We start from the raw sequence: 16771 nt of genomic DNA, 5'->3' as shown, positions 1-16771 counted from the left end.
ACAGCTTTGTTTATCGTCGAGAGACAACCATAAGCCTGTTTTTGCTCGATGTGTGGCGATGAATGTAAGGCGTAATAACCGCAGGGCATTACGCCATCAAGACAAATAGGTGCAATGCCCTACGGTTATTGCACCCTACGTTTCAAATTCGGTGTCCAGCAATTTTTTTAATTTATACAGCGCGTCCAAGGCTTGTCGTGGGGTGAGGGCATCGGGGTCGATCTGTTGCAATTGGCTCAAGGTGTCGCTGCCCGCAGGCGGATTGAAGAGCGCCAACTGGCCGTCGTCGCGCTCTTGCTGTTGGCGGTTGGCGGTTTGATTCTCCAGTTGCTGCAACTTGCGTTTGGCGTTGCGAATCACCACCGCAGGTACACCGGCCAATTGCGCCACTTGCAGACCGTAACTCTGGCTGGCGGCTCCGGCTTTCACTTGGTGCATAAAAACGATGCTGTCGCCGTGCTCGATGGCATCCAGATGCACGTTGTGGATGCTCGGGTGCTGATCGACTAGGGTGGTCAACTCAAAATAGTGGGTGGCGAAGAGGGTGAAGGCGCGCAGTTTATTCGCCAACTGTTCGGCGCAAGCCCAGGCCAGTGAGAGGCCATCAAAGGTGCTGGTGCCACGGCCAATCTCATCCATCAGCACCAGACTTTGGTCGCTGGCGTTGTGCAGAATGTTGGCCGCTTCGGTCATCTCCACCATAAAGGTAGAGCGGCCACTGGCGAGATCGTCAGTGGCACCGATGCGGGTAAAGATGCGGTCAATAGGGCCAAGAGTGGCGCTTTCGGCAGGCACAAAACTGCCCATGTAGGCGAGGATCACAATCAGCGCCGTCTGGCGCATGTAGGTGGATTTTCCGCCCATATTTGGGCCGGTGATGATCAGCATTTTGCGTTGTCGATTGAACAGCACGTCGTTGGCCACAAAGGGGCTGTCGAGCATCTGTTCCACCACCAGATGGCGACCGCCGCGAATGTCGAGGCCGCTTTTGTCACTGAAGTGAGGACGCACTAAGTTGAGGCTTTCGGCGCGCTCGGCCAAGGTGTTGAGCAGATCCAGCTCCGCCAGCGCGGCGGCCATGATTTGCAGCGCCTTGATGTCGGTTTTCAGCTGTTCCAGCAGCTGCTCGTAGAGGGCTTTTTCCCGTGCCAAGGCTCGTTCACGGGCGCTTAACACTTGGTCTTCAAAGGTTTTCAGTTCGGGGGTGATAAACCGTTCCACGGATTTAAGCGTCTGGCGGCGAATGTAATCGTCCGGCACCTCGTTGGAGTGCAGACGGCTGATCTCAAGGTAGTAGCCATGCACGCGGTTGTAACTCACCTTCAGCCCTTTGATCCCGCTGCGTTGCTGTTCGCGCTGCTCCAGATCAAGCAGGAATTGGTCGGCGTTCTGGCTCAGGTCACGCAGGCGATCAAATTCTTCATCGTAGCCCTTGGCAATCACGCCGCCGTCCCGAATCAGTACCGGCGGTTCTTCGATAATGGCGCTGTGCAGTCGTTGCAGCACCTCGGGGTGAAGGCCGATCTCCGTTCTTAATTCGGCCAGTCGTGCCGTGGGCAGATCGTTTAACAGAGTGTGCAGTTCTGGCAGCCGCTCTAAGGTGCTGCGCAGAGTGGTGAGGTCGCGGGGGCGGGCTGATTTGAGCGCGATGCGCGCCAAAATGCGCTCCACATCGCCGATGCCGCGCAGTTGAGTCTGTAGATCGCTGCGCTGCCAATGGTTGAGCAGCGCCTCGATGCTGTCGTGGCGGGCGCTGAGGGTGTTTTGGTCGCGCAGTGGGCGGTGCAGCCAGCGGCGCAGCAGACGGCTGCCCATGCGGGTGCTGGTTTGGTCAAGCGTGCTGGCCAAAGTGCCTTGGCGGCTGCCGCTGAGGGTGGTTTCCAGTTCCAGATTGCGGCGGCTGGCGGCATCGAGAATCAGGCTCTCGCTGCGTTGTTCGACGCGCAAGCCTTGCAGGTGTGGTAGGGCGCTGCGTTGGGTCTCCTTGAGGTATTGCAACAGGCAGCCTGCCGCGCTGATGGCCAAGGGCAGTTGCTCGCAGCCAAAACCGGCCAGATCGCGGCTGCCGAACTGTTTGCTCAGCAGGCGGGTGGCGCTGTCGTGATCAAAATGCCACACAGGGCGGGTACGGATGCCACTTAGTTTCAATAGCGGCTGATCGGGAGATAGGTTTTCGCTGAGCAGGGTTTCGGCGGCATGCAGTCGTTCGAGTTCGCTGAAGAGGGCTTCGTCGTCTGGCAGCTCCTGCACGCTGAAACGCCCAGAGCTGAGTTCCAGTGCGGCGAGGCCGTAGGCTCCGTTGTGCTGGTGGACGGCGATGAGCAGGTTTTCGCGCTGGTCGGGCAGCAAGGCTTCGTCGGTGACGGTGCCTGGGGTGAGGATGCGCACCACTTGGCGTTCAACGGGGCCTTTGCTGCTGGCGGGATCGCCAATTTGCTCGCAGACGGCGATGGATTCACCCATACGAATCAGTTTGGCTTGGTAGTTTTCAGCGGCGTGGTGCGGCACTCCGGCCATGGGGATCGGTTCACCGTGGGCGCTGCCTCGGCTGGTGAGGGTGATGTCGAGCAGTTGAGCGGCTTTTTTTGCGTCGTCAAAAAAGAGTTCGTAAAAATCGCCCATGCGATAAAAGAGCAGGCTGTCGGGGTGTTCGGCTTTGATGCGGAAGTACTGCTGCATCATGGGGGTGAGGTTGGGGGTTTTGGTGCTGGTTTTCACGGTGCGAGGCTCTGTCCATTTGCGGGTTGAGGGAATGTTCGAATGGGAGGGAGTGTAATGGCTCTGGGCGGTGCTGAGTAGCTGCATCTGCTCTGATGGGGTTTATGTGAGCGTTACACCGACCTTTGTGCCTTTATTTGTACTATATGGCATTTTTTTACTGTTTTATCTCTTCTTATCTTTGTTAAATAAGACTTTGTTAATAATTAGTGTTTTCTAATTTTCTTGTGAAATTGGTCTCATTTTGGCTCTATTGACTGACTTTTTTGCTCTAAATCGAGTTTTAATCAGAAAAATATTAGCCGGATGCCTTTACGCTATTTGAATATTTTAATTCCTATCAATGTGTGTTTGTATCTCATTTTGGTGGCGTGTGTAAAGGACGACGATTGTGAAGGCAAGAATGAATAAGGGAATCAGCAGATTTGGGTTGTTAAAGGGCGTGTTGTTGGGGTTGCTGTTGCAATCGGTAGCTCAAGCGGGCAGTACTTACATTACTCATGTAGACAATTTAGGCCAAGGGGGAATACCCACCCCTGACGGTGATCTGCTGTTTACCAGCTTGCCGCTCGGTTCGGGCGGCATTGCCGTTTACAAGGCGGGGACGCTGATCAACCAACCTTTGACTCAACAGGCGGGGCCGGTTGAGTTCAACATTAATATGACAGGGGCGCTGCCACAGCAGTCGGTCTACTTGACCGTCACCGCGTTTGATGTGGATGAAGAGGGTTTGATTTTGCCTGCCTTGATTCCACCGGAGCTGAACGTGGTGGAGTTTAACGGCCTCTCGGTGGGTAACGGCATCGCGCTGGCGGCTTATCCGTTGATTGAGCAGGGCAGCTATCTGACGGGGTTTAATAACGATTACAGCACCACGGTTTTTGCTCTGCCGCTGAATCGAGTTGTGAGCGGCAATAACTCGGTGGTGATTCGTCCCTCACAAGTGTCTGGCAGTAATGGCGCGGTGATGGTGACGGTCGCCCATCTGCTAATTGATGGCGGTGAGGCTGTTCAAGGGCAGATTTCGGCCGTTGATGCCTTGAGCGCTAATGTCACGGCGACCACCGTTGATCTGCAGCTGCAAAGCAGCCTGAATGTTGTGCAGGCGGGCAATTATAAATTGGACTATTCGATCATTGATCCGAACGGCAATTCACCGGTAACGCTGAGCATTCCCTTTACCTCGGTGGCCAATGCACAATTTACGCGTGCCATTGATAGCATCAGCTTTGTTTACGATGCGGCGTTGGTGGGAGATTACACTTTGTATGCGCAGCTCTTTTATACCTCTGGAACGGCAGCAGTTCCTGTCGGGGTGCCTTTGCAGCAGTCGGTGCAGGCGTTGCAGTTTCGCCCCAATGACATTGATGCGGACGGTCTGCTGGACAGCGAAGAGCTGTTGTTGGGAACCGATCTGTATAACCCAGACAGCGATGGCGATGGGGTCAATGATGGCATTGAAGTGGGGTTGAATTATCCGGCCACTCCGGCCATTGATACGGACGGTGATGGGGCGATTGATGCCCTGGAGTCTGACCGTGTGGATGACGATGGCGATACCCTGAGCAATCAGCAGGACAGTGACAATGCCGACCCCTGTGTTCCAAATTTATCCAGTTTGGCCTGTTTGGCTCTTAACGACGACGATGGCGATGGTCTGCGTAACGGCGATGAGGTCGCTTTGGGTACCGACCCAAACAACGCCGACAGCGATGGCGATGGTCTGAATGACGCCGTTGAGGTGGGTGGCAACGTCGCTGCCCCGCTGGACAGCGATGGCGATGGGGTGATTGATGCCTTGGAGTCAAAACGTAACGATGCGGATCAGGACGGGGTGTCTGATCAGCTTGATCCGGCCAACAACGACGCCTGTAATCCGGACGCCAGTGTGGCTCTTTGTGATGCCGATGGGGATGGTTTGAACAACGGCCAAGAGCGTCTATTGGGAACCGACCCGAACCGCGCCGACAGTGATGGCGATGGTTTGCACGATGGGCTGGAAGTGGGGGCTAACTCTTCCATGCCGATTGACAGCGACGGTGATGGTCTTATTGATGCCTTGGAATCCAACAGCGTGGACAGCGACGGTGACGGCCTTGTTGATGCGTTGGAATCCAATATTTTTGATGCCGATGGAGATGGGGTGGTGGATCAGTATGATCCCAGTAATCTTAATGCCTGTTTGCCCTCTAATGTAGTTGCTGCTTGTGACAGCGACGGCGATGGCCTCAGTGATGGCTTCGAACTTCAGTGGGGTTTGAACCCTACTTTGAACGACAGCGACGGTGACGGCATTTTGGATCTGATTGAGGTGGGTGCTGCTTTAATCCCTTTAGACGGTGACGGCGATGGTGTGCTGGATGCGCTTGAGTCGAGTCTTTTGGATGCCGACGGTGATGGCGTTGTGGATGTTTTGGATACCAATAACGCCAATGCCTGTTTGCCGTCTAATATGGTTGCTGCTTGTGACAGCGACAACGACGGCCTCAGTGATGGCTTTGAGCTTCAGTGGGGTTTGAATCCTAACCTGAGTGACAGCGATGGCGATGGTCTTGCCGATCTGCTGGAGGTGGGCAATGTGGCCAGTCCACAGGACAGCAACGGCAATGGCGTGATCGACGCTTTGGAGTCGAACCAACAGGACAGCGATGGCGATGGGGTTGTGGATGCGTTGGACAGCAGTAAGAGTAATGCCTGTTTGCCCTCTAATTTGGTTGCCGCCTGTGACAGTGACGGCGATGGCCTTAGTGACGGCATTGAGCTGCAATTGGGCACCGACCCGACGAACAAGGACAGCGATGGCGATGGGGTGAGTGATTTTATCGAGGTGGGTCTGGTTTCATCACCAAGCAATGTGGACGGTGATCTGCGCATCAGTGCTTTGGAGTCTGCTTTGCTAGACAGCGATCAAGACGGTTTGAATGATCAATTGGATTCGGCCAATCTAGACCCTTGTGCGCCGGATAGAAGCAGTGTTGCCTGTTTGAATGTCAGCCGTTTGGGCACAGATCAATTTGGGGCGGGCAGTCAAGGGCCTTTGCCTTTGCTGGTGTTGTTTTTATTGTTGTTGGTGAGAGGGCGTCGGTTACGCTTTTACCGGTAAGGTAATTAAGTGTGATTGACGTACAGGGCAGTCCAGTTGTTGGCGGCACTGTTTGAGCTGCTGTTTGTCCAGCGTGAATAGGGTGAGCCAATGCCGCTCTTTTTTGCTCGGGCGTTGACGCTTGAAGGCCAGCAAGGTGCAGGCGATGTTGGCCAGCTTGTGCTGTTCTGAGGTAGGCAGCTGTTGATACGCTTGCGCCATTCGTGCGGCATCAAAGAGCCGTTCGCATTCACTGACGGAACCCAGTTGTTCTGCTTCTAGGTCTTGTAGTAGGTGGCTCAAGGCCAGACTGTAGCGTCCCATGAGTTCGAGACGCACCGCGATGATGCGAATCAACACCTGTCGAGTGGGTTGTGGGCAGTTGTTTTGTTGTACGGTGTTGAGCAATTGTCGGCTGTAAAGGTGAGCTGAAAGGCGCAGCCGCACCTCTTTCAGGCAGTTGAGTTGCACCCAAGCGTCCCAAAATCCGGTGATGACGGTGGAGATCAATGGTGCATAACCGCGCGCGGCGCTGCGACTGAGAAGGCGGTTGATGATCAATTTGGCGAGGGCGTTGCTGAGCATCACTTTGAATTTGTAGAGCAGCAAGCTGAGCCAGTGGTGTTTGGGGGTGTGGCGTTGTAGATCAAGGTTAAACGGAGCGGCTTTGTTCTCTTCCAACTCTAAAATAGCTTCTACCAGTGCGTGTTTGAGTTCGGGACTAAGGGAGTGCTGTTTTTCCAGCTCTTGGATGTAGCGCGCGCAGGCTTGAAAGCCGATGTGAAACAGCAACCAAAACTCGATGGCAATCAGGCCAACATTGAGCAGAACCAGCAACAGCACGGTTTCAAGATTAAGCTCGATCTGGGAGCGGGTGACAAAATAGACCTCGGCTGAGGCAAGGAGCAAGGTGATGATAAAACCCGTGGCAAAGGAGTAGAACGCAGCGTGGTTGGCGAGCTTGTGATAGGCGGTGTTTTGAAAGAGGGAGAAGTGACCTTTGAGGTAACGCTCGATGTGGGTCAGACCCCATTGTGTCAATGATTTTTGCATTTTGTATTATTTTGCAAACACTTTCGTAACGTTCATGGTGATCACCGAAGCGACAAAAAAAACGCCGATGGTTAGCCATGATTTCCAAGCAAAATTGCTGTCGTGTACCACGCCCCAGATCATCGCCAGTGCCAAGCCGATTCCAGCTAAAATACAGAGGATGATAAGGGTAAAACAGAGCTTGTTTAGTATGTCTAAGGTCATAATGTTGTGCCGTTGTTGCTGAAGATTATTTCAGTATGATATGAGATATTATCTGGTAAATGTGCGTGAGTCGCCCGTCTGAGCCGCCGTAAAGAATGTCGAGTATGGCTGCGATAAAAATCAATAGGGTGGTTGTGCTACTGAACATGACCACGCTAAAAAAGAGCCTTCTCTTCAGCTTGGGCGGCATTCGTTTGAACCGAGTGAGCATCTTAATTTTTGTCGCTGATAAAAGTCCTTAGGTTAACAAGCGTTGCAAAATTCCTTCGTAAATTTCCGATAGTTGGTTTAGGTGCTCTACCGAAACGCACTCATTGACTTGATGAATGGTGGCGTTGCGCGGCCCCAGCTCCACCACTTGAGCGCCAGTAGGGGCGATAAAACGGCCATCAGACGTGCCGCCGCTGGTGGAGAGCTGTGGTTTAAAGCCCATGACCGCTTCGACACTGGGCACAATGGCGTCTACCAGTGCGCCTGCGGCGGTTAAAAAGGGCAGCCCTGAGAGCGTCCATTCGATCTCATAACGCAGTTGGTGTTTGTTCAAAATGGCCAGCAGGCGCTGTTGTAAAATTTCGGCGGTGACTTCGGTGGAGTAACGGAAATTGAGCAGAATCTCTACTGCCCCAGGGATCACATTGGTGACTCCGGTACCGGCGTTGATGTTGGAGATCTGAAAGCTGGTTGGGGGGAAAAAGTCATTGCCTTGATCCCACTCGATGCCCGCCAGCTCATCCAGTGCGGCGGCACAACGATGGATGGGGTTGTCGGCCAGATGTGGGTAGGCTACATGCCCCTGTTTGCCTAAAACGGTCAATTTGGCATTGAGGGAACCACGACGACCGTTTTTAATGATGTCGCCTAGCTTGTCGGTGCTGGACGGTTCGCCCACCAAGCAGCAGTCGATTTTTTCTTGCCGTGCTTCGAGGTGTTCGATGACTTTGACGGTGCCGTTGATAGAGGGGCCTTCTTCATCACTGGTGATGAGAAGCGCGATGGAGCCGGTGTGATCGGGATTGTCGGCGACAAAACGTTCACAGGCGGTGACAAAGGCGGCGATGCTGCCTTTCATATCCGCAGTGCCCCGTCCGTGCAGTAATCCGTCATGAATTTCAGCACTGAAAGGCGGGTAGTCCCAGGCTTCTTCTGGCCCTGTGGGCACCACATCGGTGTGACCGGCAAAGGCGAACAGGGGCGCTGAGCTGCCGCGTCGCGCCCAAAAGTTATCCACCTCGCCAAAACGCAGCCGTTCGATCTGAAAGCCGATTTTTTCCAGGCGCTCTATTAGTAGTGCTTGGCAGCCGTGATCTTCGGGGGTGACAGAGGGGCGTTGGATTAGGGCTTGTGCCAATTTTAGTGTGGGGGAGATCATGAGTGTGTTCCGCCGAGTCGTTGTTCCAATAGGCCTTGCAGTTGTTGCAAGGTATGTGGGTCGGTGACCGGTTGATTGTGTTGGTTGGTGATAAAAAAGGTGTCATCTACCCGTTCACCAATGGTGCTGATGCGGGCGTTGTGGACTTGCAATTGGCAGTCGGCAAAGCTGCGGCCAATTTTGGAGAGCAGACCGGATTGGTCGCTGGCACTGATGGAGACGGAGGTGAAGCGGTGCTCTAGGTCGTTGCTGTAGCTGATGCGCAGCGGCACATTAAACTCTTTCAGTTTGCGGCTTTGGCTGTGGCGCATTGGAGTGGCGAGGGTGTTGTTGGAGATGCTGTTTTCAAGATTGCGGTGAATCTGTTCAATGCGCGACGTTTCGGTGATCGCCTCGCCATTCTCTTCCAGCAGTAAAAAGGTGTCTAGGGTCATGCCGTTGTCGGCGGTGATGATGCGCGCATTGACGATGTTGAGGTTGAGGTTATCCATCACCGAGGTGACTTGGGCAAACAGATTTCCGCTGTCGTGGGTGTAGATAAAAAATTCGGTGCTGCCCTGTTGCGCCTGTGGGTGGAAGGTGATCAGTGGGCTTGTCTCGTGGTGGGCGAGAATGGCGCTGCTGTGCCAGACCACTTCTTTGGCGCTGTGACGTAAAAAGTAGTTGTCGCCAAAATCGCGCCAGAGGGTCTGTAGTGCGGCCTGTTGGTTTTGCTGGGGTTGCATCAGCTCTAGCGCCTCCTCTTGCACCGCTTGAATGTGTTCGGCTCGATCGAGTGGGTTGTCTAAGCCGCGTCGTAAGGCGCTGAGGGTTTTGTAATAGAGTTCTTTGAGCAGGTTGTCTTTCCAACTGTTCCACAGTTCGGGGTTGGTGCCGCGAATGTCGGCCACGGTCAGCAGGTAAAGATGGGTCAGGTATTTGACCGAACTGACTTGGCTGGCGAAATCGTGAATGACCTCGGGATCGCTGATGTCTTTGCGTTGTGCGGTCACGGACATGATCAGATGGTTTTTCACCAGCCACTTGACCAATTTGACATCGACTTTTTTTAGCTGGTGTTGCTGGCAGAAGGTTTCGGCATCCATCGCGCCCAGTTGGGCGTGATCGCCGCCTCGACCTTTGGCGATGTCGTGGAACAGTCCGGCTAAAAAGAGCAGCTCGATTTTATCCACCTGTTGGCAGAGCTCGTAACAGAGCGGCAGTTCGTCTTGATGTTTGGCCAGATTAAAGCGGCGCAGATTGCGAATCACCATTAGGGTGTGTTGATCGACGGTGTAGATGTGAAACAGATCGTACTGCATTCGGCCACTGATTTTTTCAAAGGCGGGCAGATAGGCATCCAGCACACGGTAACGGTGCATCAGGCGGATCTGATGGGTGAGGCCTTGCGGTTCACGGAACAGAGTCAAAAACAGCTTTTGATTGTTGGTATCGGCGCGGAATTGAGCGTCGATTAAGTATTGATGGGCGCGAATTTGGCGAATGGTGTTGGCGCGCACTCCTTTGATTTCAGGGTGGGCGGAAAGTATGACAAACAGCTCCAGTAGCCCTGAGGGGTAACGTTTAAAGACCTCTTCGTCTACGGTTTCTAGATAACCGCGATTGAGCTGAAAGTAGGGTGTCAGGGGTGTGATGTTGGCGATTTCGTCGGCGTGCAAAATGTGCTCTCTAAAGAGTTGCAGCAGCATTTCATTGAGGCGTTGCAGCCCGAGCACGGTACGGTAATAACGCTGCATCAGCTGTTCGATAGCAAGGTTGTTGCGATCATCCAAGTAACCAAAGGCGTGTGCCAGTTCTCGTTGGCGATCAAACAGCAAGCGATCTTCGCGCCGCCCGCTGAGGTGGTGCAATAAATAACGAATTTTCCACAGCAACGCTTGGCCGCCCATCAGCAGTTGGTATTCATCGTCGTTGAGAAAATGGTGGGTGACCAGCTCTTGCAGTGAGCTGGCACCGAAGTGGCGTTTTACCACCCAGCCGATCATTTGAATGTCGCGCAGGCCGCCGAGGCTCTCTTTGATGTTGGGTTCGAGTTTGTAGCTGCTGTCTTGAAAGCGTTGGTGGCGTTTTTGTTGCTCTTCCAGTTTGGCTTGAAAAAAGGCTTTGGAAGGCCAAATTTTATCGGGCGCGGTTTCAGTTTGCATCTGCTCAAACAGCGCTGAGCTGCCGCAGAGCAAGCGGGTCTCCATAATGTTGGTGGCAACGGTAATATCGTCGCGCGCTTGTTCAACGCACTCGGCCACGGTGCGCACGCTGTGGCCGATGTCCAGCCCAATGTCCCATAAAAAGGTCAGGAACTGTTCCAGTGCTTCATTGTGCTGTTCGGGGTCGGTTTCATGCAGCAAAATGAGCAGATCCACATCGGACTTGGGCATCATCTCGCTGCGCCCGTAACCGCCTACGGCGATCAGCGCCACGGTGTCTGGGGTGCTTGGAAAATGACGCTGCCAGATGTGCAGCAGTATTTCGTCCACCAGTTGCGAGCGCAGCTGCACCACTTCTTGAATGGGGGTGCCGGTGGTGAAACGCCGATGAATTACGTCATCGTAGCGTTTCAGGGTGTCGGCGTAGACCGGTGCAGGATTGTCTGCTTTTTTCAGCTCATCTTGCAGGGTGATGTGATCCAGCAGCGGGGTACGGTGCATGTTAGAGCAGATCCCCTTCGCGCAGGGTGAAAATCTCAAAACCGCTTTCGGTCACCAGTAGGGTGTGTTCCCACTGTGCTGAGAGGCTGCGGTCTTTGGTGATCACGGTCCAGTTGTCACCCAGTTGTTTGACCTGGCGTTTGCCCAGATTGATCATCGGTTCGATGGTGAAGGTCATGCCTTGACGCAGCTCCAGACCGGTGCCAGGACGACCGTAGTGCAGCACTTGTGGGTCTTCATGAAAATTTTGGCCGATGCCGTGGCCGCAATATTCTCGTACCACGGAGCAGTAGCTGGTTTCGGCGTGGCGTTGAATGGCGTGACCAATGTCGCCCAGACGAACGCCCGGTTTGACCATTTCGATGCCGATTTTCATGCAGTCGTAAGCGACATTGCAGAGGCGCTGCGCTTGGGCACTGGTTTGACCGACGTGAAACATGCGGCTGGTGTCACCGTGGTAGCCGTTTTTGATCACGGTGATGTCTACGTTGATGATGTCGCCTTTTTTGAGCTTTTTATCGCTGGGAATACCGTGGCAGACCTGATGGTTGACCGAGGTGCAGATGGATTTTGGAAAGCCATGGTAGTTGAGCGGGGCGGGAATCGCTTTTTGCACATTGACGATGTAGTCGTGGCAGAGTTTGTCCAGTTCGTCGGTGGTGGTCCCCGCTTGAATATGAGGTTCGATCATGGTTAGCACATCGGCGGCCAGTCGTCCTGCGGTGCGCATTTTTTCGATCTCTTCGGCTGTTTTTATCGTGACCTGCATGGGATTGGATTCCTGATCTGAATTGGCGGCCATTGTACCCGATTTTTATCTCTGTTTTGCAGCTGAGGAAGGATTGTGGTATAAATCGCCGCGCATCACGACATAGGGTTGTTGATGCAATTCACACGTCTGCTAGAGACGCTTGACTGGGTGCCCTACGGGGTTGGTTAAGCGGGCAGACGGAGGCCAAACCCAGACAGAGGAAATCTCATGGCTAAAGTTTCAATGCGTGACATGTTAAAAGCAGGTGTTCATTTCGGTCACCAAACCCGTTACTGGAACCCCCAGATGGCACCGTATATTTTTGGTGCGCGTAACAACATCCATATCTTTAACTTGGAAAGCAGCGTTCCGATGATGGAAGACGCGCTTAATTTCCTTGGCAAGTTGGCTTCTAAAAACGGCAAAGTGCTGTTTGTCGGAACCAAGCGTGCGGCGCGGGATGCGATCAGCGAATCCGCCAAAGCGTGTGGTATGCCTTACGTCAACCGTCGCTGGTTGGGTGGCATGATGACCAACTTCAAAACCATCAAACAGTCGGTGAAACGTTTGAAAGTGTTGGAAGCGATGTTTGCCGATGGCACCATCGAGCGTCTGAATAAAAAAGAAGCGCTGCAACGTCAGCGTGAAATGGACAAGTTGGAACGCAGCTTGGGCGGCATCAAGGATATGGATCGTCTGCCCGATGCCGTTTTTGTTGTTGATGTGGGTACGGAAAACATCGCTGTTGCGGAAGCGACCAAATTGGGTATTCCCGTGATTGCGGTGGTGGACAGCAACCATTCGCCTAAAAACGTCGATTACATCATTCCTGGTAACGATGACGCTCTGCGCGCGATTCAGTTCTACACCCAAGGTGTGGCGGCTGCGATCCAAGACGGCAAAAACATCAACACGCCGGTTGTGAATGAAAACGACGATTTTGTTGAAGTGGCAGCGGGTGCTGATGCCGATGCAGCAGCCGAAGGCGACAGCGGCGCATCCGCAGAAGCGTAATGAGATATGTTTTAGCAGTGCCTGCCAAGATGGGCGCTGCTAAATTGACTGATTTAAAGAGAGACCCCAAATGGCAATTACGGCTTCAATGGTAAAAGAGCTGCGTCAGCGTACTGGCTCAGGCATGATGGAATGTAAAAAAGCGTTGTCTGAAATGGACGGCGATATGGAAGCGGCAATCGACCACATGCGTAAAACAGGCTTAGCAAAAGCCGATAAAAAAGCCGGTCGTATCGCAGCGGAAGGTGCGGTGGTGGTTGAGGTTGCTGGTGATGGCAAAACCGCCGTGATGTTGGAAGTGAACAGCGAAACTGATTTTGTCTCTAAAGGTGATGATTTTAATAACTTTGTCTCTTCTGTAGCAAAACTGATTTTAGCCAACAGCCCTGCGGATGTGGCCACTCTGAATGAGATGACTCTGGATGATGGCCGCACCGTTGAGGTGGCACGTCAAGAGCTGATCGCTAAAATTGGCGAGAACATTCAGGTGCGTCGTTTTGAAATCCGTGCAGCACAAGGTACGTTGTGCAACTACTTGCACGGTGTGCGCATCGCTGTACTGGTGGACATCGTTGGCGGTGATGCGGCTCTGGGTCGTGATGTGGCGATGCACATTGCTGCCAGCCGTCCAGTTTGCATCTCTGAAGAGCAGGTGCCTGCGGACATTTTAGAGAAAGAAAAATCCATCTTTGTGGCGCAAGCCAAAGAGAGCGGCAAACCCGATAACATCATTGAAAAAATGATTGTCGGTCGGATGAGAAAATACTTGGCTGAAATCACTCTGTTGGGCCAATCGTTTGTTAAAGATCCCGATCAAAGTGTGGCCAAGTTGCTCAAAGGCGCAGGTGCTGAAGTGGCCTACTTCCAGTGTTTGGAAGTGGGTGAAGGCATCGAGAAAAAAGTGGAAAACTTCGCTGATGAGGTGAAGGCACAAGTTCAGGGCAGTTAATCGCCTTTGAGCCGAAAAGCCGGGATTGAGTCCCGGCTTTTTTATGCAAGAGACTTTTGTCAGGTATGATGGCTTTTTTTTGATCAAATAACGCTGGGGTGGTACACGATGTCAGAGACTCCAATTTACAAACGCATTTTGTTAAAACTGAGCGGCGAAGCCTTGATGGGCGGGTTTGAGTACGGCATTGATCCGCAATTTATTGCCCGTGTTGCAACTGAAATTAAGCAGTTGCAAGCGCAAGGGGTGCAGGTGGCGGTGGTCATCGGTGGCGGTAATATTTTTCGCGGTGCCGGTTTGGCGCAAGGCGGCATGGATCGGGTTACCGGTGATCACATTGGCATGTTGGCCACGGTGATGAACTCCTTGGCAATGAAAGACGCGCTGATTCAGCAAGGTCTGGATGCTCGGGTGTTGTCGGCGTTGTCCATTGCCCAAGCGTGCGAAGATTACTCGCCGCGTTTGGCGCTGGAATATCTGCAAAAAGGCGCGGTGACCATTTTGGCTGCCGGTACCGGAAATCCGTTTTTCACCACCGATTCCGCCGCCAGTCTGCGTGCCATTGAGATCAAAGCGGATGTGATGCTCAAAGCGACTAAAGTGAACGGTGTGTATGACTCTGATCCGATGAAAAATCCCGCTGCTAAGCGGTACGAACGCATCAGTTACGATCAGGTGTTGAGTGATAATTTGGGCGTGATGGACACCACCGCAACGGTGCTTTGCCGTGAGCATAATATGCCGTTACGGGTATTTAATTTGAATAACGAAGGTGACTTGTGGCGTCTGATGATGGGCGAAGACATTGGCACCGTGGTAGAACAAGGTTAGTTAAGATGATTGATGAAATTCAAGACGATGCAAAACGACGCATGAGCAAAAGTGTTGAAGCGCTGAAACAGGAGTTCAGCCGCATTCGCACGGGTCGGGCACAGACCAGTCTGCTGGATGTGATTCAGGTGGATTATTACGGTTCCGATGTGCCTTTGAGTCAGGTGGCGAATATTTCTGTGGAAGACGCGCGTACTTTGAGCGTCACACCGTGGGAAAAACCGATGGTGGCGGTGATTGAGAAAGCGATCATGAACTCTAGTTTGGGGCTGAACCCCAACTCTGTGGGTCAAGTGATCCGCATTCCACTGCCGCCACTGACGGAAGAGCGCCGTTGTGATCTGGTGAAAGTGGTGCGTAACGAAGCAGAAGGCGGTCGGGTGGCGATTCGCAACATTCGTCGTGACGCTAACAGCGATTTTAAAAGCCTGTGCAAAGAGAAAGAGATCTCCGAAGACGACGAACGTCGAGCAGAGGAGAAAGTGCAAAAACTCACGGATGGTTTTATCGCTGAAATTGAGCTGCTGTTGGGCAATAAAGAAAAAGAGTTGATGGAAGTTTAAGCGCCGCTAATAAAAATAGGCTGTGAGAGAGAGGGAAACAAAATGACTGACAAGGTGTTGCCGCGTCACATCGCGGTCATTATGGACGGCAATGGCCGCTGGGCAAAAAAACGCTTTATGCCGCGTACTTTGGGGCACCGTGAAGGGGTCAAAGCAACGCGGCGGGCGGTTGAGGCGTGTTCGAAAAATAAAATTGAGGCATTGACCCTGTTTGCCTTTAGCAGTGAAAATTGGCGTAGACCGGAAGAAGAAGTCGGTTTGCTGATGAAATTGTTTTTGATCACCTTGCGTGGCGAGGTGAAACGGTTGCATCGCAATAAAGTTCGAGTGCGTTTTATTGGTGATAAAAGTCCCTTCAACGACACCTTGCGGGAAGAGATGGAGGCAGCGGAAAAACGCACCGAAAACAACAACGGCATGTATCTTAATATCGCGGTGAATTACGGCGGTCGTTGGGACATTGCCCACGCAGCGAAACGCCTCTGTCGTGATGTGGAGGCGGGTAAAGTAAACGCCGCGCAGGTGGATGAGGTGTTGTTTGGGACTTATGTGGATCTGAGTGATCTGCCTGAGCCGGATCTGTTTATTCGTACCGGTGGTGAACGTCGCATCAGTAATTATTTGTTGTGGCAGTTGGCTTACACGGAGCTCTATTTTACCGATGCTCTGTGGCCGGATTTTGATGAAAACACATTGGATGAAGCGTTGGCCTTTTATCGCCAGCGTCAGCGCCGCTTTGGGCGCACAGGGGAACAGGTGGGATAACCACGGTATGTTGAAACAACGTTTATTGACCGGAGCTATTTTAGGCTCGCTCTCCATTTGGGCGATGCTTGCTTTGTCCACCTCTGGTTTGGCGGCTTTGTTGGGGCTGTTTTATCTGATGGGTGCGTGGGAATGGGGCTGTTTGTCCTCCTTACGCACTGCGCCTCAGCGAGCCATTTGGATGTTGGGCGTAGTGGTGGTAACCCTGTTGATCTGGTGGTTACAGTGGGCGAATTTGTCTTCGCCACTCTACCCACTGGTCTTGTTGGGGTGGGGGCTGGTGTGCTGGGTGTTGTTTCGGGTCCGTTTTGTTAGCGAGCGTGAGCGGGGCAAAGTGGGCTTGAAATGGCTTTTTCTGGGTTTGTTTGCTTTAGTGCCTTCTTATCTGGCGCTGGTTACGGTACATGGTGCGTCTCAATGGGGGCCAAAACTGCTGCTGTACATTGTCTGTTTGTTGTGGGTGGTGGATACAGGCGCTTATTTTGCCGGTAAACGCTGGGGCAGAGACAAATTGGCTCCCATTTTGAGCCCTGGCAAAACGTGGCAGGGTGTGGCGGGTGGCTTGCTGGCCGCAACTTTTTACGCAGTGGCCGGTCTTTACTGGCTGGATTGGCCTGCTAATCAGCTGGGTTTTATCTTATTAACCTTGTTTGTGGCTTCGTTGTCGGTGGTGGGAGATTTGTTGGAAAGCCTGTTGAAACGCGAAGCGGGGGCTAAAGACAGTGGCCGAATTTTGCCAGGCCACGGTGGGGTGTTGGATCGCATAGACAGTCTCTTGGCTGCCGCGCCTATTTTTGTTGCCGGTTTGGCTTGGTTTTAACAGGAAG

At 53.0% G+C, this 16771-nt stretch carries 13 protein-coding genes; 7 read left to right on the top strand and 6 right to left on the bottom strand.

All coding sequences use genetic code 11. The annotated features are described in order from the left end of the window. Positions 1 to 135: 135 nt before the first annotated feature. Positions 136 to 2682 carry a DNA mismatch repair protein MutS gene (gene mutS, locus Q9O24_10945; protein ID MDQ7075643.1) on the bottom strand — a complete coding sequence of 849 codons (2547 nt, stop codon included), beginning with the start codon at positions 2680 to 2682 and terminating at the stop codon, positions 136 to 138. Positions 2683 to 3109: 427 nt separating this feature from the next. On the opposite strand from mutS, the gene Q9O24_10940 reads away from it, so the two are divergent. Then, positions 3110 to 5821, top strand: a complete 2712-nt coding sequence (locus tag Q9O24_10940) for a hypothetical protein (GenBank protein MDQ7075642.1) — start codon at positions 3110 to 3112, stop codon at positions 5819 to 5821. On the opposite strand, the gene Q9O24_10935 is transcribed toward Q9O24_10940, so the two are convergent. From Q9O24_10935 to map, 5 genes are all read right to left on the bottom strand, one after another. Beyond that, the gene (locus tag Q9O24_10935; protein MDQ7075641.1) at positions 5804 to 6853 is read right to left on the bottom strand and encodes a hypothetical protein; all 1050 of its coding nucleotides are present in this window, start codon (positions 6851 to 6853) and stop codon (positions 5804 to 5806) included. The genes Q9O24_10940 and Q9O24_10935 overlap by 18 nt on opposite strands. 6 nt (positions 6854 to 6859) lie before the next feature. Beyond that, positions 6860 to 7057, bottom strand: coding sequence for a hypothetical protein (locus Q9O24_10930; protein ID MDQ7075640.1), 198 nt, complete (start codon positions 7055 to 7057; stop codon positions 6860 to 6862). Positions 7058 to 7295: 238 nt separating this feature from the next. Further along, entirely contained in the window at positions 7296 to 8426 is a 1131-nt protein-coding gene (gene dapE / locus Q9O24_10925; GenBank protein ID MDQ7075639.1) for a succinyl-diaminopimelate desuccinylase, read from the bottom strand. After that, positions 8423 to 11071, bottom strand: a complete 2649-nt coding sequence (gene glnD / locus Q9O24_10920; GenBank protein ID MDQ7075638.1) for a [protein-PII] uridylyltransferase — start codon at positions 11069 to 11071, stop codon at positions 8423 to 8425. Before glnD ends, dapE begins: the two co-directional genes overlap by 4 nt. A 1-nt stretch (position 11072) precedes the next feature. Continuing rightward, positions 11073 to 11840 carry a type I methionyl aminopeptidase gene (gene map, locus Q9O24_10915; protein ID MDQ7075637.1) on the bottom strand — a complete coding sequence of 256 codons (768 nt, stop codon included), beginning with the start codon at positions 11838 to 11840 and terminating at the stop codon, positions 11073 to 11075. A 210-nt stretch (positions 11841 to 12050) separates the two neighbouring features. Here map and rpsB point away from each other — a divergent pair, with 210 nt between their 5' ends. The 6 genes from rpsB to Q9O24_10885 all read left to right on the top strand — a co-directional run bounded on the left by rpsB (position 12051) and on the right by Q9O24_10885 (position 16764). Next, positions 12051 to 12836 (top strand): 30S ribosomal protein S2, encoded by a 786-nt coding sequence (gene rpsB, locus Q9O24_10910; GenBank protein ID MDQ7075636.1) that lies wholly within the window; start codon positions 12051 to 12053, stop codon positions 12834 to 12836. Positions 12837 to 12906: 70 nt separating this feature from the next. Next, a complete protein-coding gene (gene tsf, locus Q9O24_10905; protein ID MDQ7075635.1) occupies positions 12907 to 13785 on the top strand; it encodes a translation elongation factor Ts in 879 nt (292 codons plus the stop codon). A gap of 108 nt (positions 13786 to 13893) precedes the next feature. Beyond that, positions 13894 to 14616, top strand: a complete 723-nt coding sequence (gene pyrH / locus Q9O24_10900) for a UMP kinase (protein MDQ7075634.1) — start codon at positions 13894 to 13896, stop codon at positions 14614 to 14616. A gap of 5 nt (positions 14617 to 14621) precedes the next feature. Then, the gene (gene frr / locus Q9O24_10895; protein ID MDQ7075633.1) at positions 14622 to 15179 is read left to right on the top strand and encodes a ribosome recycling factor; all 558 of its coding nucleotides are present in this window, start codon (positions 14622 to 14624) and stop codon (positions 15177 to 15179) included. 42 nt (positions 15180 to 15221) lie between these two features. Then, positions 15222 to 15944 (top strand): isoprenyl transferase, encoded by a 723-nt coding sequence (locus Q9O24_10890; protein ID MDQ7075632.1) that lies wholly within the window; start codon positions 15222 to 15224, stop codon positions 15942 to 15944. Then, positions 15877 to 16764, top strand: a complete 888-nt coding sequence (locus Q9O24_10885; GenBank protein ID MDQ7075631.1) for a phosphatidate cytidylyltransferase — start codon at positions 15877 to 15879, stop codon at positions 16762 to 16764. Before Q9O24_10890 ends, Q9O24_10885 begins: the two co-directional genes overlap by 68 nt. Positions 16765 to 16771 lie beyond the last annotated feature (7 nt).

The sequence above is a fragment of the Gammaproteobacteria bacterium genome, from assembly GCA_030949385.1.
Classification (GTDB): Bacteria; Pseudomonadota; Gammaproteobacteria; order JAUZRS01; family JAUZRS01; genus JAUZRS01.
The sequence above is the reverse complement of the archived record's forward strand: the minus strand, read 5'-3'. Positions and strand labels throughout refer to the sequence as shown.